16 protein-coding genes and 1 pseudogene are annotated in these 20,437 nt (G+C 68.6%); 10 read left to right on the top strand and 7 right to left on the bottom strand.

Going from position 1 to position 20,437, the window contains the following annotated elements:
* Positions 1-900 precede the first annotated feature (900 nt).
* Positions 901-1,914 carry a glycosyl hydrolase 2 galactose-binding domain-containing protein gene (locus tag ACZZ0J_RS15200; protein ID WP_463437568.1) on the bottom strand — a complete coding sequence of 338 codons (1,014 nt, stop codon included), beginning with the start codon at positions 1,912-1,914 and terminating at the stop codon, positions 901-903.
* Between the two features lie 256 nt (positions 1,915-2,170).
* On the opposite strand from ACZZ0J_RS15200, the gene ACZZ0J_RS15195 reads away from it, so the two are divergent.
* Positions 2,171-2,590, top strand: coding sequence for a pilus assembly protein CpaE (locus ACZZ0J_RS15195; protein WP_194648426.1), 420 nt, complete (start codon positions 2,171-2,173; stop codon positions 2,588-2,590).
* 73 nt (positions 2,591-2,663) lie between these two features.
* A complete protein-coding gene (locus ACZZ0J_RS15190) occupies positions 2,664-3,494 on the top strand; it encodes an aldo/keto reductase (protein ID WP_463437567.1) in 831 nt (276 codons plus the stop codon).
* Between the two features lie 47 nt (positions 3,495-3,541).
* On the opposite strand, the gene ACZZ0J_RS15185 is transcribed toward ACZZ0J_RS15190, so the two are convergent.
* Complete coding sequence (locus tag ACZZ0J_RS15185) at positions 3,542-4,681, bottom strand: class I SAM-dependent methyltransferase (protein ID WP_323749186.1); 1,140 nt, start codon at positions 4,679-4,681, stop codon at positions 3,542-3,544.
* Between the two features lie 341 nt (positions 4,682-5,022).
* On the opposite strand from ACZZ0J_RS15185, the gene ACZZ0J_RS15180 reads away from it, so the two are divergent.
* Together ACZZ0J_RS15180 and ACZZ0J_RS15175 are read left to right on the top strand one after the other, a co-directional pair.
* Complete coding sequence (locus tag ACZZ0J_RS15180) at positions 5,023-7,608, top strand: Ig-like domain-containing protein (protein WP_463437566.1); 2,586 nt, start codon at positions 5,023-5,025, stop codon at positions 7,606-7,608.
* A complete protein-coding gene (locus tag ACZZ0J_RS15175) occupies positions 7,493-8,008 on the top strand; it encodes a hypothetical protein (protein WP_463437565.1) in 516 nt (171 codons plus the stop codon). The genes ACZZ0J_RS15180 and ACZZ0J_RS15175 overlap by 116 nt, the downstream gene beginning before the upstream one ends.
* 61 nt (positions 8,009-8,069) lie before the next feature.
* Here the strand turns inward: ACZZ0J_RS15175 and ACZZ0J_RS15170 are convergent, their stop codons facing one another.
* From ACZZ0J_RS15170 to dnaK, 4 genes are all read right to left on the bottom strand, one after another.
* A complete protein-coding gene (locus tag ACZZ0J_RS15170; RefSeq protein WP_194648608.1) occupies positions 8,070-8,480 on the bottom strand; it encodes a heat shock protein transcriptional repressor HspR in 411 nt (136 codons plus the stop codon).
* A 125-nt stretch (positions 8,481-8,605) separates the two neighbouring features.
* Positions 8,606-9,619 (bottom strand): DnaJ C-terminal domain-containing protein, encoded by a 1,014-nt coding sequence (locus ACZZ0J_RS15165; RefSeq protein WP_463437564.1) that lies wholly within the window; start codon positions 9,617-9,619, stop codon positions 8,606-8,608.
* Between the two features lie 23 nt (positions 9,620-9,642).
* On the bottom strand, positions 9,643-10,302 hold the full coding sequence (locus ACZZ0J_RS15160) for a nucleotide exchange factor GrpE (protein ID WP_194648420.1): 660 nt from the start codon (positions 10,300-10,302) through the stop codon (positions 9,643-9,645).
* A gap of 2 nt (positions 10,303-10,304) precedes the next feature.
* Positions 10,305-12,164 carry a molecular chaperone DnaK gene (dnaK, locus tag ACZZ0J_RS15155; RefSeq protein WP_194648419.1) on the bottom strand — a complete coding sequence of 620 codons (1,860 nt, stop codon included), beginning with the start codon at positions 12,162-12,164 and terminating at the stop codon, positions 10,305-10,307.
* Between the two features lie 265 nt (positions 12,165-12,429).
* On the opposite strand from dnaK, the gene ACZZ0J_RS15150 reads away from it, so the two are divergent.
* The 6 genes and pseudogenes from ACZZ0J_RS15150 to ACZZ0J_RS15125 all read left to right on the top strand — a co-directional run.
* Positions 12,430-14,337, top strand: a complete 1,908-nt coding sequence (locus ACZZ0J_RS15150) for a hypothetical protein (protein WP_463437563.1) — start codon at positions 12,430-12,432, stop codon at positions 14,335-14,337.
* Positions 14,334-15,041: a hypothetical protein gene (locus ACZZ0J_RS15145; protein WP_463437562.1), complete on the top strand. Its 708-nt coding sequence runs from the start codon at positions 14,334-14,336 to the stop codon at positions 15,039-15,041. Before ACZZ0J_RS15150 ends, ACZZ0J_RS15145 begins: the two co-directional genes overlap by 4 nt.
* A 124-nt stretch (positions 15,042-15,165) precedes the next feature.
* On the top strand, positions 15,166-16,584 hold the full coding sequence (locus ACZZ0J_RS15140; RefSeq protein ID WP_463437561.1) for a tyrosine-protein kinase domain-containing protein: 1,419 nt from the start codon (positions 15,166-15,168) through the stop codon (positions 16,582-16,584).
* 67 nt (positions 16,585-16,651) lie between these two features.
* On the top strand, positions 16,652-17,086 hold the full coding sequence (locus ACZZ0J_RS15135; protein ID WP_194648416.1) for a DUF3060 domain-containing protein: 435 nt from the start codon (positions 16,652-16,654) through the stop codon (positions 17,084-17,086).
* A 96-nt stretch (positions 17,087-17,182) separates the two neighbouring features.
* Positions 17,183-18,043, top strand: coding sequence for a hypothetical protein (locus ACZZ0J_RS15130; RefSeq protein WP_463437560.1), 861 nt, complete (start codon positions 17,183-17,185; stop codon positions 18,041-18,043).
* Positions 18,044-18,115: 72 nt separating this feature from the next.
* Positions 18,116-19,078 (top strand): annotated as a pseudogene (locus ACZZ0J_RS15125) (acyltransferase family protein); the annotation flags it as partial.
* A gap of 141 nt (positions 19,079-19,219) precedes the next feature.
* Here the strand turns inward: ACZZ0J_RS15125 and ACZZ0J_RS15120 are convergent.
* Positions 19,220-20,425, bottom strand: a complete 1,206-nt coding sequence (locus tag ACZZ0J_RS15120; RefSeq protein ID WP_463438202.1) for a glycoside hydrolase family 1 protein — start codon at positions 20,423-20,425, stop codon at positions 19,220-19,222.
* Between the last annotated feature and the right edge of the window lie 12 nt (positions 20,426-20,437).

Genomic DNA, 20,437 nt, shown 5'->3' with positions numbered 1-20,437 from the left:
CGATCGCTGACCACGACGACACCGGCCACAGGTCGTTGAGCTGCCACATGACCACACCCGTGTTGCGCGGCCAGTGCGTGCGCCAGTGCTCGACGCCCGTCGCGATCGCCCGCGCCTGCTGCAGCTGCGTCAGGTAGTGCCACGCATCGAACGAGAAGGGCCCCGTGCCGAACCGCGGCTCCACGCCGCGGGCCAGCTTGCCCATCCCGTCGGCCGCCTTCTGGTGGTGGACCACCCCGGGTGCATCCTGCGACAGCACCTCGTCCGCGACCCCGTCCCGCAGCGTCCGCCACGCGGGCGGCGCCTGCCAGCCGAACTCGGACACGAACCGTGGCACGGATCCGCGGTACGCGGTGTCGGGCAGGCGGTTCCAGGCGTCCCACGAGTGGTGCGTCTCGTGGTCGACGTCGTTCGCGGGCAGCGACTCGGCGCCCGACCACGGCGACGCCACGGTGTAGAAGCGCGACGGGTCGACCGCGTCGACGATCGTCGGCAGCAGGTCGAGGTAGTAGTCGAGGCCCCAGCCGCGGTCACCGAGCGAGTCCGCCCAGCCGTCCACGTCGTGCAGCCAGATGTTCTCGTTGTTGCCGTTCCACAGCACCAGCGAGGGGTGCCGGGCGAGGCGGGCGACGTTGTCGCGGGCCTCGGCGATGACCTCGCTGCGGATCGGTTCGACCTCGGGGTACGCCGAGCACGCGAACGGGAAGTCCTGCCAGACGAGCAGGCCGAGCTCGTCGCAGACCTCGTAGAAGTCGCGCGACTCGTACACGCCGCCGCCCCACACGCGCACGAGGTTCGTGCCGAGCGAGGCCGCAGCGGTCAGACGGGACTGCAGGCGCGCGCGGTCGACGCGCGAGATGATCACGTCGTCCGGGATCCAGTTCACCCCACGCACGTCGATCAGGGTCCCGTTGACGTGGATGCCGAAGGGACGCCCCATGTCGTCCACCTGCGTGTCGATCCGCGTCGACCGGAAACCGGTGCGGAACGTGTCGCGGTCCAGGACCTCACCGTCGACCGTCTGCAGCTCGACGACCACGTCGTACTGCGCCTGCGCGCCGTAGCCGCGGGCCACCAGCGCAGCGCCTCGGGCACGCGCACCGTGACGACGGTCTCGTCGTCCTTCGGTGTCAGCTGCGCCCGCGACCGCTGCCGCGTCGGCGTGCCGTCCTCCTTGAGACCACTCACGGTCACGACGAGCACCAGGTCGTCGTCCTCGCCGTCCTGGTCCAGGTCGTTCAAGCCGGAGCGCTCGACCGTGATGTGGGCGTCGAGCACGCCCTCGCCGGCCTCGACGTCGACGAGCGGTCGGACCTCGCGCAGCCGCGCGGTCGACCACCGCTCGATCGCGACCGGTCGCCAGGGACCGCTCGTGACGGCGGTGAGTCCCCAGTCCCAGCCGAAGTTCGACGCCATCTTGCGGATGTACGGGAACGGCTCGTCGTACGGGCCCGGCATGCTGCCGGCCTTCGCGGCGACCCGGCCGGCCTCGCGGTACGGCGACTCGAACAGGATCTCGAGGTCCTTCGTCGTCGCGCCGGACCCGGTCTGCACGCGCGCGTCGAAGCGGTAGCGCCGGTGCATGTTCCGGGTCGTGCCCACGACGACGCCGTCCAGGCTCAGTTCGGACACGGTGTCCAGGCCGTCGCAGACCAGGTCGACGCGCTCGTGGCCCCGCGGGTCGACGTCGACCGCGGTGCGGTAGGCCCAGTCGGCCCGGCCGACCCACTTCGCGGCCTGCTCGTTCAGGTGGAAGGTCGGGTCCGGCAGCAGGCCCTCCCGCTCCAGGTCGGTGTGCACCTGCCCCGGCACCGTCGCCGGGATGCTGCGTCCCGCGACGCCGTCCGGCGCGCCGGTTCCTCCGGCCATGGTCACGGTCCAGCCGTCGCGGAGTTCCTCGCGTTCGAGGGTCATGCGGGTCCTTCTCTTCGGCGGACGGGGTGTCCGTCGCCTCGGTCGGGACGCCGGCCGGTGGCCCGCCCCGTGGCCGGTTGGTCGGCCTGGAGGCGCGGCACCGGTTGCCCGGGCGTCGTCACGTCACGCGCGCGGTCGGGTAGGGCTCGCGCATGGGGGTGCTCGGCGATGCTAGTACGGGATGCTTTCGGCAACCTACGTGGTGACAGCTCGACTTCGTGGTGACAGCGCGGTCTCGCGCGTGCAGGGTGGGGAGGTGATCACCGTTGCACTCGCCAGGACCCTCCGCGACGCCGGCCTGCGCTGGCACCCCGAGACGGGCGACCGGTTCGTCATCGACAAGCCCGAGGTGGACGAGGACGTCTACACGGTGTCCGAGATGACCGTCGAACGACACGACTCCCCCACCGGCACAATCCTGGGCTTCAACGGGACGACGGAGTGGGCGCTCGACTCCGTCACCGCCTCGGAGTCGCTCTGGCTGCCACGTGAGGACCAGCTGCGCGAACTCCTCGGGCCGTCGTTCATCGGGTTGACCCGGGTGTCGGTGAGCGGCCGGATCGTCTACACGGTCACCGCGACGATCGACGGCACGGACCGCAGCTTCGCATCCGAGGTCCCCGCGATCGCCTACGGCCAGGCCCTGCAGGCGTACATCGCCGCCGCGCTGTCCTGAGGGGCACGCCCGGGGTGCCCGATCCTGGACGTTGCCGGAATGGCTGCTGGGGGTCGTTTGGTTGCATGACACCATGACCGTTCCGAACATCACCCTGAACGACGGCAAGACCATCCCGCAGCTCGGCTTCGGCGTCTTCCAGATCGACCCCTCGTCGACCAAGGAAGCGACGCTCACGGCGCTCGAGGTCGGCTACCGCCACATCGACACCGCCGAGATGTACGGCAACGAGAAGGAGGTCGGCGAGGCCATCGCGTCGTCCGGCATCCCTCGTGACGAGATCTTCGTCACCTCGAAGCTCAACAACGGCTTCCACGACCCTTCGGCAGCTGTCGAGAACGGCAAGAAGTCGGCCGACCTGCTCGGCGGCTACACCGACCTGTTCCTCATCCACTGGCCGCTGCCCACCGTCTCGGACTTCGTCCCGACGTGGAAGGCGCTCGAGGAGCTCTACGCCGCCGGCACCTCCCGCTCGATCGGCGTCAGCAACTTCCAGGCGCACCACCTGCGACGCCTGCGTGCCGAGACGGACGTCCCGCCGGCCGTGAACCAGATCGAGGTGCACCCGTACCTGGCCCAGGACGAGCTCCGCGCCGTGAACAGCGAGCTCGGCATCGCGACCGAGGCCTGGTCGCCGATCGCCCAGGGCCTCGTGCTCGACGACGAGACCATCACCCGCATCGCCGGTGCCACGGGCAAGAGCCCGGCGCAGGTCGTGCTCCGCTGGCACATCCAGCGCGGCGACATCGTGTTCCCGAAGTCGGTCACGCGTGCCCGCGTCGAGGAGAACTTCGCGATCTTCGACTTCGAGCTCTCCGACGAGGACATGACGGACATCACGACGCTCGACAAGGGCCACCGAACGGGTCCGGACCCCGACACGTTCGACTACGTCCCGGCGTAGTCAGCGGTTCCACGAAGGGCGGTCGCGCGGTGCGCGGCCGCCCTTCGTCATGCCCGTCGGGACGCGGTGACGGTGAACTTGTCGGTCCGGACGACCTGCCGGGTCGGTCCGACGACCTTCTCGAGCACCGGTCGGTAGCGCAGGTGCGAGTTCCAGACACACCACAGTTCACCGCCGGACTGGAGGATCGTGGCCGCGTTCCGGAACATCGCCTCGGCCGCGTCGGTGGTCACCGTGGTGTCCGCGTGGAACGGCGGGTTGCAGAGCACCAGCTGGGCGGACCCAGCCGCGAGCTCGTCGCCGGCATCGGTGCGCAGAGCGGTCACCCGGTCGGCGACACCGTTCGCCTCGGCCGTCGCACGCGTCGACGCCACCGCGATCCGGGACACGTCCGTCGCGACGACCTTGACGTTCGGTCGGCGCAGCGCGATCGCCGCCGCGATGACGCCGTTGCCCGATCCGAGGTCCACGACGGTCCGGGCCGTCGGCACGGCGTCGTCCATCGCCTCGAGCAGCACCCGGGTGCCCTGGTCGAGCGAGGTCCCCGCGAACACCCCACCGTGCGCGACGAGGGTCATGCCGAGGTCGTCGACGTGCACCGACCGCGGCCACGGGTTGGTCGCAGCAGCACGGTTCGCCTGAGCGCGCAGCGGGTCCTGCGCGATGAGCAGCCGAGACTTCCCCCGCCCCCGCGAGGCCGTGACCTCTCCGAACGAGCGTCGCAGCACGTCGTTCTGCGACACGTGCATGTACTTCACGTTGCCGCCGCACAGCAGCACGACGTCGGGAGCGGCGAACCGAGCAACTGCTCGGGCGATCTCGTCGAGCCGGTCGTGCGACTTCGACAGCCGCAGCACCACGAGCCGCACGTCGCGGAAGGCGTCCTCGAGCGAGTCCGGGTGGTGGAAGCCGCGCAGCCCGAACGTGCCGGCGTTGGCCTCGAGTGCCCGTTCCCCCACGAGTGAGTCCTGCACGACACGGATGTCCGAGGCGCCGTACTGCGTGATGAGTCCGAGGGTCAGGACTCCGAGGCGGTCATCGACGACGGCCACCTCGCCGGGCTGCCGGAGTGCGTCACCGTGCACGTGCGGCGCCTCGTCGATGAGGAACCGGTCGGTGCCGTCGATCGCGATGAGGTCCGGAGCGGGTTCGTCGCGGCGGCGGAAGAGGTCGGCGAAGTCGGGCACCGCGTCAGCGTACCGATGGTCAGCGTTGCGTGCTGGCTGGGCCCACACCATCGCCCTCATCGGCCCCAAGTAACCACCCAACCAACCCCACCTGCGACAACGGGCCCGACGCTCTCCGAGTGTCGGGCCCGTTGTCCTTGCGCTCGGCATACTTCCATTATTTGTATTTCACATATGGGTAACATGTGAATACCCCCACCAAAGGAGTCCTCCATGGCACCCTCCCCTTCCGCGCGACCGCAGTCACGTGCACCGTGCTCGTCGCCACCCTCGGCGCGGGCCTCTCCGTTCCGCTGACCGCACACGCCGCAGTCCAATCGCACGCGACCGCTTCGAGTTCGGTGACGAGCTCGCCGATCGACGGCATCCCGGTCGACGACTCGATGTCCGCACCCTCGGTCCAGTCGATCGCGAACACGACGACCGGCTCCTCGGCGGTCTTGGGTTCCGCCGGCAGCGATGACGTCTACCTGCTCGTCGGCGACGAGGTCGTCGACCGTTCGGTCGGTGACGGCGGCCTCTTCCAGCTCTTCGTGCAGGACCGTCACAAGGACCAGCAGATCGACATGGTGCGGGTGCACACCGCCGAGGACGGCACCCAGACGCGCACCGACCGCATCCCGATGCCCCGCACCCTGCAGATCGCCGGCCTCAAGGAGGCCAACACCTTCACGCCGGGGACCAAGCACTTCACCGGCACCGCGACCGTGGGCGCCACGATCACTGCCACGGACAAGGCCTCGGGCGCCACGCTCTTCGAGGCGACGGTCAACGGTACCCGTGCAGCTGCCGGCTCCTGGGCCGCCGACGCCGACCTCGCCGCCGGCGCCGACTACGACCTGACGTTCACGCAGACCACGACCGACGGCCGCACGACCGTGATGCGCGACATCTCCTTCACCGAGGCCTCCGACGACGCCCCGGCGGCGCCGGTCGTCGACACCGTCGACCGTCGCCTCGACGGCGGCTTCGTCATCAGCGGAACGGTCGACGCGGCCGCGACCTCCGTCGTCGCGCAGACCAGTGAGGGCACCCCGATCGCCGAGGCGACCCCGGACGAGGGCCGCTACACGGTGACCGTCCCCGCGTCCCACGTCGGGCAGACGATCTCCGTCGTCGCCAAGACCGGCGACGAAGCCTCCGACGCCACGATCCGCGAGCTCGAGGCGCTGCCCGTCGACGGTGACACCGCGCAGCCCGCCGTCCAGGACGTCAACGTGCTCCCCAACGGCACGATCCAGGTCATCGGCGAGCGGCAGCAGACCAGCGGCATCTGGGTGCTCGACGGCGACGAGGTCGTCGGTTCGTACGCGGCCGCGAACAACGGCTGGAGCTTCAACATCGACCAGCGCCACACGGGCAAGCAGCTCGACCTCGTCGCACTGCAGTTCGACGGCTCCCGCTTCAGCGCCACCTCCGAGCGCGTCGCCCTGCCGCGTCTGCTCGAGGTGGACGGTGTCGAGAAGGAGAACGTGTACACGCCGGGTGTGCGGGAGTTCTCCGGCACCGCCGAGGCCGGCGCGACGATCACCGCGACCGACCAGGACGGCAACGAGGTCTTCACCACCGAAGCCAAGCAGAGCCGCTCCAGCACCGCCGGCTGGACCGCCTCCGCCGACCTGGCGTCCAAGGACGGCTACACCCTCACCTTCACCCAGACCACCACCGACGGCCGCACCTCGAAGATGGAGAACATCACCTTCAACCCGAAGGAGAACACCACCTCCCCACTGCGCGTCACGAGCCACCAGAACGGCACCACCTACACCCCGGGCGGGAACACCTTCGCCGGCCGAGGCACCCCCGGCAGCACCATCACCGCCGTCAACCAGTGGGGCAGCCGCATGGGCGAAGCCGAGGTGAACACCGACGGCTTCTGGCGCTTCGACCGCGCCATCGGCCCATCGGTCGACTACGTCATCACCTTCACCGAGAGCGGCACCGGCGCCACCACCACCCTCGACCTCAAGGGCCCGAAGCCCGCATCCTCCGTCCGGGTCACGAGCCACCAAGACGGCAGCACCTACGTCCCCGGCGGCAACACCTTCAGCGGCACCGCAACCCCCGGCACCACCATCACCGCCGTCAACCAGTGGAACACCGTCATGGGCGAAACCGAGGTCAACGCCAACGGCCGCTGGAGCTTCGACCGCGCCATCGGCCCGAACGTCGACTACGTCATCACCTTCACCGAGAGCGGCACCAACGCCACCACCACCCTCGCCCTGAAAGCACCCCACCCCACCTCCACGCTCCGCGTGAGCAGCCACCACAACGGCACCACCTACACCCCCGGCAACAACACCTTCGCCGGCACCGGCACCCCCGGCAGCACCATCACCGCCTTCAACCAATGGGGCACCCCGATGGGCACCGCCGACGTCGACACCGACAACCAGTGGCACTTCAACCGCGTCATCGGCCCGAACGTCGACTACGTCATCACCTTCACCGAAAGCGGCACCGACGCCACCACCACCCTGAGCCTCAAGGGACCCCACGCCTCTTCCCCCTCGAGATCACGAGCCACCACAACGGCGACACCTACACCCCCGGCAACAACACCTTCGCCGGCACCGCCACCCCCGGCAGCACCATCACCGCCGTCAACCAATGGGGCACCACCATGGGCTCCGCCGACGTCGACACCAACGGCACCTGGAGCTTCAACCGCACCATCGGCCCCACCGTCGACTACCTCATCACCTTCACCGAAACCGGCACCGACGCCACCCACACCATCGCCCTCATCGGCCCCAAGTAACCACCCAACCAACCCCCACTCTCAACGACAGAACAGGAATCCACATCGTGAACACCGCAACCATCGCCCGGCCCATCGCCATCGCCGCAGCCGCCGTCGCAGTCGCCGGACTCGTGGCCACCACGCCGGCCACGGCGCAGGCGGCCGACACGAGCTCGACTGAGCAGATCCACCTCGTCGTCGAGCGGCAGGCCGATGTCTTCATGTCGTTCGACCTCCGCTCGGACGGTGCCGTCGTCGTGGTCCCCGGCATCTCCCGCACGTTCGACGCCGCCGCCGAGTCGGCAGCGACGGTGTCCGCTCCTGCCATCGGAGAGACGGGCCAGGTCGTCTTCGAGAACGGCAAGTGCCTGCAGGCCGCTGGCCCCGCGTCCAGCGGCTGGACGATCGTCTCGAACGCGTGCGACGAACGCGGCACGGTCTGGGAGCGGACTGCTTCGGGTGCGCTGAAGATCGTCGGCCAGCCGGCGCGGGCCATGGAGTACTTCGGCAACGCGAACACCGTGACGAAGCGCGCCGTCACCGGCTTCGAGAACCCGGTCGGAGTCGACTCCGCTCGCTGATCCGCCCCGATCGACGACGACGGGCCCGACGCTCCAGGAGCGTCGGGCCCGTCGTCGTTCCCTAGCGCGGCCCGCGGTACAGCACGATCTGCGTGTTCCGCTGTGGCCGCACCCCGGCCCGCAGCGACACCGCGGCACCTGTCGTCGTCGCGGCGAACACGCGCGCTCCGGGACGGTTGATGAGCTGGTCCGCCAACGCGGTCTCGAGCTCGCGCACCCGGTCACGCAGGTCCTTGTTCTCGTTCTCCAGGTCGAGCACCCGCCGGATCCCCTCCAGCGACACCCCCTCGGAGCCGAGGCGCGCGATCTCGCGCAGCTGCGCGATGTCGCGCATCGAGTAGCGACGCGACCCACCACGAGTCCGCCCCGGCACGACCAGGCCGAGCCGGTCGTACTGCCGCAGCGTCTGCGGGTGCATCTCCGCCAGTTCCGCTGCGACCGCGATCGCGAAGACGGGCGAGTTCTCGTCCATGTCGGTCATGGCGTGTTCCTTCCGTCGTTCGCGTGGGGTGAGAACCAGCCTGGAGGCCCGGTGCGGCTTCCTGACGGAGCCGCGCCGCGCCTCCAGGCCGGGTCTACTGCTGTGGTTGCGTGACGCTAGTCACGCGCCTTGGCGAGGAGGTCCTCGCGCGGGTTCTCGTCGGGAAGCGCCTCGGCGAGTGCCTCGACGGCCTCACGCTGCTTGTCCGACAGGTGCGACGGCACCGCGACCTGGACGGTCGCGAGCAGGTCGCCCGTGCCGTTCTTCATCGCGACGCCGCGGCCCTTGACCCGCAGGACGCGACCCGACGGCGTGCCGGGAGCGACCTTCAGCTTGACGGGCGAACCACCGAGCGTCGGGACCTCGATCGTCGCGCCGAGAGCTGCCTCGACGAACGTCACGGGGACGTCCACGCGCAGGTTCAGCCCGTCGCGCTCGAACACGGGGTGCTTGCGGACCGTGACAGCGACCACCAGGTCACCAGCCTCGCCGCCGTCGGGCGAGGGTTCGCCACGGCCGCGGAGCCGGATCTTCTGGCCGTCCGCGACCCCCGCGGGGATCCGGACGTTCACCGGGCGACCGTTGCCCTGCGACAGCTTGACGGTGTCGCCGGCGATCGCCGTGGTGAAGTCGAGCGTCGTCGACGCCGTCACGTCGCGACCCTTCGTCGGTCCACCGAATCCGCGGTAGCCGCCGGAGGTCTGGCCGAAGCCTCCACCGCCGCCGAACATCCCGCCGAGGATGTCCTCGAAGCCGCCGGCACCGCCCGGGCCACCCTGGCCGAAGCGGACGCGCTGTCCGCCCCCGCCGGCACCCTGCTGGCCGAACATGCCACCGAAGACGTCCTCGAAACCACCGCCCTGGCCTCCGCCGCCCGCCGTGAAGCGGGCGCCGGAGCCCATGGCGCGGACCTGGTCGTACTCCTGGCGCTGCTCCTTGTCGGAGAGCACCGAGTAGGCCTCGCTGATCTCCTTGAAGCGGTTCTCCGCCGCGGCGTCACCCGGGTTGGAGTCCGGGTGGAACTGCCGCGCGAGCTTCCGGTAGGTCTTCTTCAGCTCGGCCTCCGACGCGTCCTTCGACACTCCGAGGACCTTGTAGAAGTCCTTGTCGAACCAGTCCTGACTGGCCACTGGTACCTACCTTCCGTTCCGGCTCAGGCCGGGACCGCCACCGCGACCTTGGCCGCACGCAGGACGCGCTCGCCGAGCTTGTAGCCCGGCTCGACGACGTCCGCCACGGTCTGGCCGGTGGCACCCGGGGTCGGGAGCTGGACGATCGCCTCGTGGATGTTCGGGTCGAAGGCCTCACCCTTCTCGCCGATCTGCACGAGCTTGAACTTCTCGAAGCCCCCGCGGATCTTCTGGCCGATGACCTGCATCGGACCCTCGGCGAGGTCACCGTGGGCCTCGGCCCGGGTGAGGTCGTCGAGCGCCGGCAGCAGGGCCCGCACCACCTCGGCGATGGCGACCTCGCGGTTGGCCTCGCGGTCACGCTCGACGCGCTTCCGGAAGTTCACCAGCTCGGCCTGTGCACGGAGCATGTCCGCACGCATCTCGGCGACGAGGTCACGGTCCGTGTCGGACAGCTTGTCCTCCTGGATACCGCGGGCTGCGTCGTCGAGCAGGGCCTGGTCCTCCGGGGAGAGGTCGTTCGCCGCGTCCGTTGCCGGGCCACCCGCGGCGGGGCCGTCCGTCGGTACTTCGACGTCAGGCCCCTCCGCCTCGATGAGGTCCTCGGGCTCGGCCGCGTTCGTGGCGTCACCCTCGACCTGGGGTTCGTCCTCGTTCGGGACGTTGTCCTTGGGATCCGTCATCGTTACTTCTTGTCCTTGTCGTCCTCGTCGTCCACGACCTCGGCGTCGACGATGTCCTCGTCGTCCGCCGGCTGCTCACCCGCGGGCTGCTCGCCGGCCGGGGCGCCGGCGTCCTGCTGGCTGTAGATGGCCTGGCCGAGCTTGCCCTGCGACTCGTTGAGCTTGTCGAAGGCCGTCTTCACGGCGTCCTCGTCCTCGCCCGCGAGCGCCGACTTGAGCGCGTCGACGTCGGCCTGCACCTCGGACTTGACGTCCTCGGGGAGCTTGTCGTCGTTCTCCTTGATGAGCTTCTCGATCGAGTAGACGAGCTGCTCGGCCTGGTTGCGACGCTCGTTGGCCTCACGACGGGCCTTGTCCTCGGCCGCGTGCTCCTCGGCTTCGCGGACCATGCGCTCGATGTCCTCCTTCGGCAGCGACGAGCCGCCGGAGATGACCATCGACTGCTCCTTGCCGGTGCCCTTGTCCTTGGCGGACACGTGCACGATGCCGTTGGCGTCGATGTCGAAGGTGACCTCGACCTGCGGGACGCCACGAGGAGCCGGCGCGATGCCGGTGAGCTCGAACGTGCCGAGCGGCTTGTTGTCGCGGGTGAACTCGCGCTCGCCCTGGAAGACCTGGATCGCGACCGACGGCTGGTTGTCGTCAGCGGTCGTGAAGGTCTCGCTCCGCTTGGTCGGGATCGCGGTGTTGCGGTCGATGAGCTTCGTCATCAGGCCGCCCTTGGTCTCGATGCCGAGCGACAGCGGCGTGACGTCGATGAGCAGGACGTCCTTGCGCTCGCCCTTCAGCACGCCGGCCTGCAGCGCGGCACCGACGGCGACGACCTCGTCCGGGTTGACGCCCTGGTTCGGGGACTTGCCACCGGTGAGCTGCTTGACGACCTCGGCCACGGCGGGCATGCGGGTCGAGCCACCGACGAGCACCACGTGGGCGATGTCGCCCACCGAGACACCGGCTTCCTTGATGACGTCGTTGAACGGCTTCTTGGTGCGGTCGAGCAGGTCGGAGGTCATCTGCTCGAACTGTGCGCGCGAGATGGTCTCGTCGAGGTTGAGCGGGCCCTCGGCGGTGAGCGTCAGGTACGGCAGCTGGATGTTCGCCGACATCTGCGACGACAGTTCTTTCTTGGCCTGCTCAGCCGCTTCCTTCAGGCGCTGCTTGGCGATCTTGTCCGTGGACAGGTCGACGCCGTGCTCGTCCTTGAACTTCTTGATCAGGTAGTCGACGATGCGCTGGTCCCAGTCGTCGCCACCGAGGCGGTTGTCGCCGGAGGTCGCGCGGACCTGGATCGTCGAGAAGTCGTCGTCCTTGCCCACCTCGAGCAGGGAGACGTCGAACGTGCCGCCACCGAGGTCGAAGACCAGGATGAGCTCGTCTTCCTTGCCCTTGTCGAGGCCGTAGGCCAGCGCAGCCGCGGTCGGCTCGTTGATGATGCGGAGGACGTTGAGGCCGGCGATCTCACCGGCGTCCTTCGTGGCCTGGCGCTCGGCGTCGTTGAAGTACGCCGGCACGGTGATGACCGCGTCGGTGACGTCTTCGCCGAGGTACTGCTCAGCGTCGCGCTTGAGCTTGCCGAGAGTGCGGGCCGAGATCTCCTGCGGCGTGTACTTCTTGCCGTCGATCTCGACGGTCCAGTCGGTGCCGACGTGACGCTTGACCGACGCGATGGTGCGGTCGACGTTCGTCACGGCCTGGCGCTTGGCGGTCTCGCCGACCAGGACCTCGCCGTCCTTCGTGAAGGCGACGATCGACGGCGTGGTGCGGAGGCCCTCGGCATTCGCGATGACGGTGGGCTCGCCGCCCTCGAGAACGCTGACGACCGAGTTGGTGGTTCCGAGGTCGATACCTACTGCACGTCCCATGTGTGGTGCTCCTTCTTGCTCGAGGTAAGTCGTTGGACTTGCGTCCGATGGACTCAACTCTACTCACCTGGTGGCAGACCGCAAGTCCGTCGGCCAAAACTTGCGTCGAGCGGACTCAAGCACCGGGATGACAGCGCAGGCCAGTAGGGGCGCTGTGCATGTGATATTCTTATATCAACGGTGTAGGGCTCAGCCTCTCGCCACCCTCCCTTCTCCGCGACTCGACGTCGCTCCTCGTTGTCGAGCCCAGACAGAAAGCATCATCATGCGTACATCCTTCAAGGCGATCGGTGCCGCGGGTATCGCGGCAGCCACCCTCGTCTCCGGCCTCAGCTTCGGCACCGCCGCAAACGCAGCAGCCGACACACCCAAGGCCTCCGCTGCAGATCAGGTTCCGTTCGTATTCTCCACAAAGGCGAACGACTCCTTCTGGGCAATGTCATCGACCGGCACACAGACCGACTTCAAGGAGTACTCGAGCCGAACCGAAGCGATCGCCAACGCCCGGAAAATCGACGTGGCGTACGACTCGTGGTCGCTCTTCAGCTACAAGGCTGGAACCACCACAGAGTGCCTCTACGTGAATCCGAACAAGCTCATTTTGTCCAGCTCGAATTGCTCTGGCGATCACTACCTGTTCAAGATGGTCGGCGGTCACTTGGTGAACAAGCAGAACCCAAATCTGCACATCGACGGCTTCCAATACAACTACGGAAAGCATTACGCGCGTTTCGGTTCGGGGGCGGCGGACTACTCCCTCAGCCCGCTGTGGGCTGAGGTGGCGTCGGTAGATGTTCCTGGGCGGTCTGCGGTGCTGAAGGGCACGGCGGAGCCGGGTGCGGATTTGATCATCAATGACACGATCCCGGCGGAGGCTGATGGTGACGGGAAGTGGTCGAAGCAGCTCACCGGGTTGAAGCTCGGGAAGCAGACCGTGAAGGTCGAGCAGTGGAAGGACGGCGAACGACTCGGGGAGCCGATCACCGTCGTCGTGGACCTCGCGATCGCGCCGTTGACGGTGAAGAACACCTTCACCGGCAACACGAACGAGCGTGTCCAGCTGTCCGGGACCGCAGACAAGGCCGCTGACGTCGTGGTCCGCACCCCGGATGAGCAGACCCACGTGGCCCCGGTCGGCACGAACGGCACGTGGAACCTGGACCTGCCGGCACCGAACAAGGCCGGCGACTACACGGTCACGGTCGCGCAGCGGCTGGCGAAGACCGGTGGCGGTTCGGATGAGACCACCCCGGTGGAGCACACCATCAACTACGGCGCCGGGGTGAGCATCTCGTCCCCGGAGCAGGACTCCGACTTCCCCGGCGGCCCGCTTGAGATGAGCGGCCGCGGCCAGATCGGTGCGACGGTGTCGGTGACGGAGAAGGGTTCCACGAAGGAACTCGCCACGGGTTCGGTCCTGGGCAACAACATCTGGTCCGTCACGACCGAAGACCTCGCCCCGGGCAAGCACACGCTCGTGGTGTCGCAGCAGTCCAAGGGGCAGAACACCACGACCGCGGAAGTGACCGTGAACCCGGGCGCGTCCACGATCGCCGACCCCACCGGCACCGTCACGTTCGATGAGAACGACATGTCGAAGAAGGCGACGGTGGCTGGGACTGGTGTCGATGGGGCCACGATCACCCTGTTCAACGGCGCCGAGCGGATCGGGACCGCGACCGTCCGCAACGGCACCTGGTCGACCCAGATCGACCCGATCGGTCCGGGTGAGCGGACGATCCGGATCGAGCAGTCCGGGATCGAGGGCGTCCAGACCGCCACGACCACCGCCGACTACGGTCAGGCAGCCACGATCGGTTCCCCGTCCGCGGGGAAGGTCACCCCGGGCATGGTCACCGTCGAGGGCACCGGCCAGACCGGCGCGCAGATCACCGTGAAGGCTGGCGGCAAGACCGCCACGACGACCGTTGTCGATGGGGTGTACTCGACCGAGATCGAGATCCCGGCATCCACCGACGCGACCCGGATCACCGTCGAGCAGCACTCCAAGGGCAACCTGCGCACCACCACGGACGTGCAGGTCACCGGCGACGGCGACCAGCAGCTGCTGCCCGTCGTGATCAACGGCCCCGCCACCTACGCCAACGGCAAGACCATCGAGGTCACCGGCACCGCGACCCCCTACGCCACCGTCGACATCGCCACGCAGTGAACACCATCAAGACCGTCACCGCCGACAAGAACGGCAACTGGTCCTTCTGGCGCGGCTTCGGACCCAACGTCATCTACACCCTCACCGCAACCCAGACCCTCAGCGACCGCCAGACATCCACATCCGAAGCATTCACGCTGAGCCCCGAGGGCAGCGACTTCACCGCACCCGTCGCGATCACCGGCCCCACCGACGGCTTCTACGACCCGACCAGCGGCGGCAACAAGGTCTCCGGCACCGCCGCGTCCAACGCGACCGTCGTGATCAGCACCCAGTGGGGTCCGATCAAGACCGTCACGGCCAACGCGCTCGGCGAGTGGGAGTTCTACCGCGGCTTCGGCCCCGACGCGGTCTACCAGCTCACCGCAACCCAGACCCGCGTCGATGAGAGCACCAGCACCTCGGAGACGTTCACCCTGTCCCCGAAGCCGTCCCAGACCGCACCCGTCGCCATCGCCGGCCCGATCGATGGCTACAACGCCACCGGCGGCACCCGCGTGCACGGCATCGCCAGCCCCGGCGCAACCGTGACCATCAGCTCCCAGTGGGGCACCCTCACCACCGTCACCGCCAACAACAACGGCGTCTGGGAGTTCTACCGCGGCTTCGGACCCAACATCACCTACACCCTCACCGCGGAACAGACCCGCACCGACAACACCACCTCGAAGTCCAGCCCCTTCACCCTCACCCCCAAGCAGTAACACCCACGGACACGGGGACGCCCTCGCGCGACGAGCTGAGGGCGCCCCCGTTGTCCCATATGCTGTCGTGTGATATATTTATGCCAACCAACCCGATCTGCAGCACTCGACCCCGGGAGCCCCCGTGACCCTTCTGGACTTCTTGCACCTCTGCCAGCGCTCCTGGCGAAGTCTCGTACTGATCGCCACCGTCGGCCTCGCCGGCGGGATCGCCGCGACGATCTTCGTCGCCCCGCTCTACCAGGCACAGTCGCAGCTCTTCGTCTCGGTTCGTGCCAGCGGGGACGACACTTCGCAGGTCGTCCAGGGGAACAGTGCCGCGCAGCAGAAGGTGACGTCCTACGTCGAGGTCGTCCGGAGTGCGAGCGTGCTCCAACCCGTGATCGACGAGCTCGGCCTGGACACGGACGTCGAGTCCCTCGCTGACCGGGTCTCCGCCACCTCGCCGGCGAACAGCGTCCTGATCGACGTGTCCGTCCTCGACGAGCAGCCGAAGGACGCGCAACGCATCGCAGCCGCTGTCTCCGAGAGCCTGGCGCACGTCGTCACCGCCGAGCTGGAGCGCTCGACGGAAGGCGGCCCCTCGCTCGTCGGCATCAAGATGATCCAGCCGCCCGCACTCCCCACGACGGCGGCCTCTCCGAGCCTCGTGAAGAACCTCGCGCTCGGCGTGGTCGGGGCGCTTGCCCTGGGCGTCGCCTTCGTGCTCCTGCGCCACCTGCTGGACAACAAGGTCCGGTCGCGAGCCGACGTCGAGTCGGTGACGCCCACGCCGATCCTCGGGGACATCGCGCTCGACGCGACGGCCAAGACGTCGGCGCTGATCGTCCACTCCGACCCCCGCAACCCCGGCGCGGAGGCATTCCGCGCGCTGCGCACGAACGTCCAGTTCGTCGACCTGGGCGGCACGCGACGGGCATTCACGGTCACCTCGGCGCTGCCGTCGGAAGGCAAGTCGACGACCGCCGCCAACCTGGCCCTCGCACTCGCGGAGACCGGAACACGCGTCGCGCTCGTGGACGCCGACCTCCGGCGACCACGCATCGCCGAGATGCTCGGTGTCGAGGGAGCCGTCGGGCTCACCGACCTCCTCATCGGTCGCGCCGAACTCGACGACGTGCTGGTGCCCTGGGGTCGCGGTGAACTCCGAGTGCTCCCGTCCGGCAGCATCCCGCCGAACCCGAGCGAGCTCCTCGCGAGCGAGGCGATGCTCCAGCTGGTCGAGGTGCTGATCCGCGACTACGACGCCGTCATCATCGACGCGCCCCCGCTGCTGCCGGTCACGGATGCCGCGATCCTCAGCCGCCTCACCGATGGCGCGCTCGTCGTCTCGGCAACGGGCCGAGCCACCCGCCCACAGCTCCGGAGCGCGCTCGAGACCCTCGAGAACATCGGGGGCCGAGCGATGGGGATCGTCCTGACGATGCGCCGACGAGAACACCACTCCGCTGCCACCTACTACAGGTACTCGAGCGACGAGAAGAAGGGCAGCGCGACGGTCACGCCCGACCACGGCCGTCGCGCCGCCGACGAACCAGCGTGACCGACCATCCGTCGAACACTGCTCCTGATCCCGACCACCATCCGAACCGAACACCCTGGAGGAAACCATGACCCCCACCGCTCCCCTGAAGGCACTCGCCGTCGTCTGCCTCGGAGCAGCCGCCGCACTCACGCTCGCCGGTTGCTCGACGGCCGATGACGACAAGGCGTCTGCGAAGCCCAGCGCCAGCGCGACCGCTGAGACCGTCGACTACGGCAAGTGCATCGATGGACAGCTGACGGTCCTCGCGTCGCAGGCTGCCGCCGGCAAGACCGTCGAGGTCGCCGACTGCGCGTCCATCGCCATCGTCGACGCCCCGAAGAAGGGCGTGACGTTCACGGTCGGGACCACCGACAAGCTCGTCATCGAGGGCAGCAAGCTCACCGTGAAGGTCCAGTCCGCCAAGTCGATCATCGTCCCGGGCAGTGGCAACTCGATCACCCACGGCGGTGAGTCGGCGGTCGAGGACCTCGGCAGCGACAACACCGTGACGAAGGGCTGACCGCAGCACCCGAACTCCAGGAGGCCGTCCACGATCGTTGGCGGCCTCCGCCGTTCCACGGGCAGCGATCGGGGCGCGGATCGGTATCGTCAAGAGGTGCAATGGAGTCACCTGAACTGGCCGAGTCCCGGTTACGCCTCGATCGAGGACGTCCCCGGTTACCAGGAGCACCTCGCGCGCTTGGTCTCCGACGCGCCGCCGTCGGTCGCGGCCCTCGCGTCCGTCGCCTGGGACGGAGCGCGCTTCGAGTCGTGGGAGATGACGGACCGGCGCGTGTCGTTCGCGGTGATCGTCCGCAACGATGAAGTACTCGACACCGAACACGGACTGTGGCGACGCTGGAACCACGCTCGGATCTCGCTCCGCCTGACAGGTGCCTCGGCCAGCCCGGCGGCGTCCGGACCGCTGGACCTGTTGGGTGGTGACGTCCACGTCGTCCGCGGTGAGATCGGCCACGTCGGGGATTCGCTCTGGGAACTCCGACTCCTCGTCTCACCAACGGGTGAACTCGCGATGTCGTTCGCAGAACTCTCGCTCACGGTCGACCCGGTGGACGAGACCGTGTGGTCCGGGCTCGAGGAACGTCCCACCCACGGCTGGCGCGGGCCCTTCGCCGACGGCTGGGTCGACTGGGCGACGCCGGCGGTCCGCGCAGCTGCTCTCGGCGACATCGGCGGGCTGTCGCTCGCACTCGAGGGCTTCAGCGCCGAGCGTGAGGACCACGACGCCCTCGATCCCCGGTGGGGCTTCGCACCCCTCCACGCCGCTGCATGGTTCGACCAGATCGCCACCGCGGAGGTGCTCGTCGACCGGGGTGCTCGAGTCGACCTGCCCGACGCCGAAGGGCGCACCGCGCTCGAGATCGCGGTCCTCAGGGGCGCGAGACGCATCAGCGCACTCCTCAGCACCCTGCACACGGCGGAAGGGGAGAACGTCAGTTCATCCCCAGAAATCTGAAATACTTTGTGCTGACACGGGGGGTGTGACAGGTTCGCATGGTCGCCCGTCCACCAGCACCGAGGAACCACCATGACGATCAACACCTACCGGGGCGTCCAGGCACTCCGCTTCATCAGTGCGCTGGTCGTCGTGGCCTTCCACGCCTGCTACTGGTTCAACCGCGACTCCGGGTCGAGCGGTGCAGCCCCGGAGATCAAGCTCATCGGCGATCTCTGCGTCTGGACCTTCTTCCTCATCAGCGGGTTCGTCGTCGTCCACGTCGTGGACTCGGGTCGCGAGCCCGACTGGTCGACCTTCGCGCTGCGCCGTGCGATCCGCATCCTCCCCCTGGCGTGGATCATGACGGGCATCAAGGTCGCGGCGGCGCTGCTCGCTCCCCGTGCCATGTTCGACGGCGACATCACCCCCACCCGGATCATCGCATCGCTCCTCCTCGTGCCGTCACGGGACTCCTCGGGCGACTTCCGTGCGCTGTGGGGTGTGGAGTGGACGCTCATCTTCGAAGCCGCGTTCTACCTCCTGGTGACGCTGGCGATCGCGGTCCGGGTCGACCCGCTCCGACTCGTGACACCCGTCTTGATCGTCGTCGCGGTCCTGTCCATCTGGCGACCCGAAGGAGGCAGCGTGCTCTGGTTCTACGCCGACCCCGTGGTCCTCTTCCTCGCTGCCGGGATGTGGATCGGTCGCGCGGCGCGGACCGGACGGATCCGGCCGGCGGTTCTCGCAACGCTGCTCTGCACGGCCTTGTACGGCGTCATCGAGATGGTCCGGCAGGAGTCGTCACCGGTCTTGGCAGTCGTGGTGTTCGGCGCCCTGACGGCCAGCTTCGGCCTCCTCATCGCCTCCGAGCGCCGGTTCGGCGGCCGCATCCCGACTTGGCTGGTCATCGCCGGCAACTCGGCCTTCGCGCTCTACCTGACCCATCCGCTGGTCGCGCAAGCGCTCCCGCGGCTCATGGGAGCGTCGGGCGTGACCGAGATCCACTGGGCACCGGTGGTGTTGATCTCCGTGGTGGTGTCCGTCGTCCTGGGTTGGGCAGTCCACCGATGGGTCGACACCCCGATGGGACGGTTCCTGCGACGTCGCTTGATCGGGCACCGGCCGGTGGCCGATCAAGCGACGTCCAGGCAGGACTCCCCGCGATCCGAGGATCGGGGAGCCGTTGACGCAGTCCTACGCCAGGGGCTGGACGGCAGCGACGTCGAGGGCGTTCGCCTGGGCCACCCCGCCGTACCAGCGGGCCGAGTCCTTCGGCGTGCGCTCGAAGGTCTCCGGGTCCCACGACACCAGGCCGAAGGTCGGACGGAAGCCGGACGCCCACTCGTAGTTGTCCAGGAGTGACCAGTGCTGGTACCCGAGGACCTCGATGCCGTCCTCGATGCAGCGGTGGATCCCCTCGAGAGCACCCTGCGTGTAGGCCTGGCGACGGGTGTCGTCCGCGGTGGCGATGCCGTTCTCGGTGATCATCAGCGGGACGCCGCCGGACAGCTCCCACGCGCTGCGCAGCCCGTCGGCCGAGGCCTCCGGGTAGAACTCCCAGCCGGTGAGGGTCGTCTCGACGTCGTCCGCCACGGGCAACGGGCCGGAAGCGCCGATGAAGGTCCGGGTGTACGCCTGCACGCCGAGGAAGTCGTCGCCAGCGGCGTTCTCGAGGTACCAGTCGTCGCGCGGGTACCCGTACTCGCGGAGCATCGCGTCCGCGCCGGGCTCACCGTTGGACTTGAACGCCTGCGTCGCGACGGTCCAGCCGCTCTGGATGCCACCCACCTGGGAGAGCACCTCCCGCGAACGCTTGTGGGACTCGAGCAGGGCGTCGGCCACGCCCAGGTCCGGGTTCGGCAGGCCGTAGGCCACCAGGTTCGACGCGTCCTCGCCGCCGGCGAGCATCGCCGCGATGTTCGGCTCGTTGATCGTGCAGACGTACCGGACACCGTCGGACACCACCGGGAGCGCGGCTTCGGTGTAGCGGGCGAACAGGTCGGCCGCGTCGGGTGCGCGCCAGAAGCCGTCGCGTTCGAACCAGCGGGGCACCGTGAAGTGCATGAGCGTGACGATCGGCTCGATGCCGAACTCGTGGCAGGCGTCGACCATGCGCCGGTAGTGGTCGACCTCGGCACGGCTGACGAACCCGCGCTCCGGCTCGATGCGCGCCCACTCGATGCTGAACCGGTACGAGTTCAGGCCGAGCTCGGCGGCGATCCGGATGTCCTCGCGGTAGCGGTGGTAGCTGTCCGCGGCGTCGCCGGACGGCTCGACGATGGTGGTGTCCGGCTCGTGCTCGTGCACCCACCAGTTCGAGTTGATGTTGTTGCCCTCGATCTGGTGCGCGGCGGTGGCGGCGCCCCAGAGGAAGCCCTTCGGGAAGTCGAGCGTGCTGATGACGGGGTCCTT

Source organism: Curtobacterium sp. AC272 (assembly GCF_979258155.1).
Note: the sequence above shows the minus strand (reverse complement) of the source record. Positions and strands in the feature narration are given on the sequence as shown.

Excerpts from the sequence above, each read along its gene's own strand:
- dnaK (WP_194648419.1), bottom strand. The coding sequence starts at position 12,164 with ATGGGACGTGCAGTAGGTATCGACCTCGGAACCACCAACTCGGTCGTC.
- ACZZ0J_RS15200 (WP_463437568.1), bottom strand. The coding sequence starts at position 1,914 with ATGACCCTCGAACGCGAGGAACTCCGCGACGGCTGGACCGTGACCATG.
- ACZZ0J_RS15160 (WP_194648420.1), bottom strand. The coding sequence starts at position 10,302 with ATGACGGATCCCAAGGACAACGTCCCGAACGAGGACGAACCCCAGGTC.
- ACZZ0J_RS15190 (WP_463437567.1), top strand. The coding sequence starts at position 2,664 with ATGACCGTTCCGAACATCACCCTGAACGACGGCAAGACCATCCCGCAG.
- ACZZ0J_RS15150 (WP_463437563.1), top strand. The coding sequence starts at position 12,430 with ATGCGTACATCCTTCAAGGCGATCGGTGCCGCGGGTATCGCGGCAGCC.
- ACZZ0J_RS15135 (WP_194648416.1), top strand. The coding sequence starts at position 16,652 with ATGACCCCCACCGCTCCCCTGAAGGCACTCGCCGTCGTCTGCCTCGGA.
- ACZZ0J_RS15170 (WP_194648608.1), bottom strand. The coding sequence starts at position 8,480 with ATGGACGAGAACTCGCCCGTCTTCGCGATCGCGGTCGCAGCGGAACTG.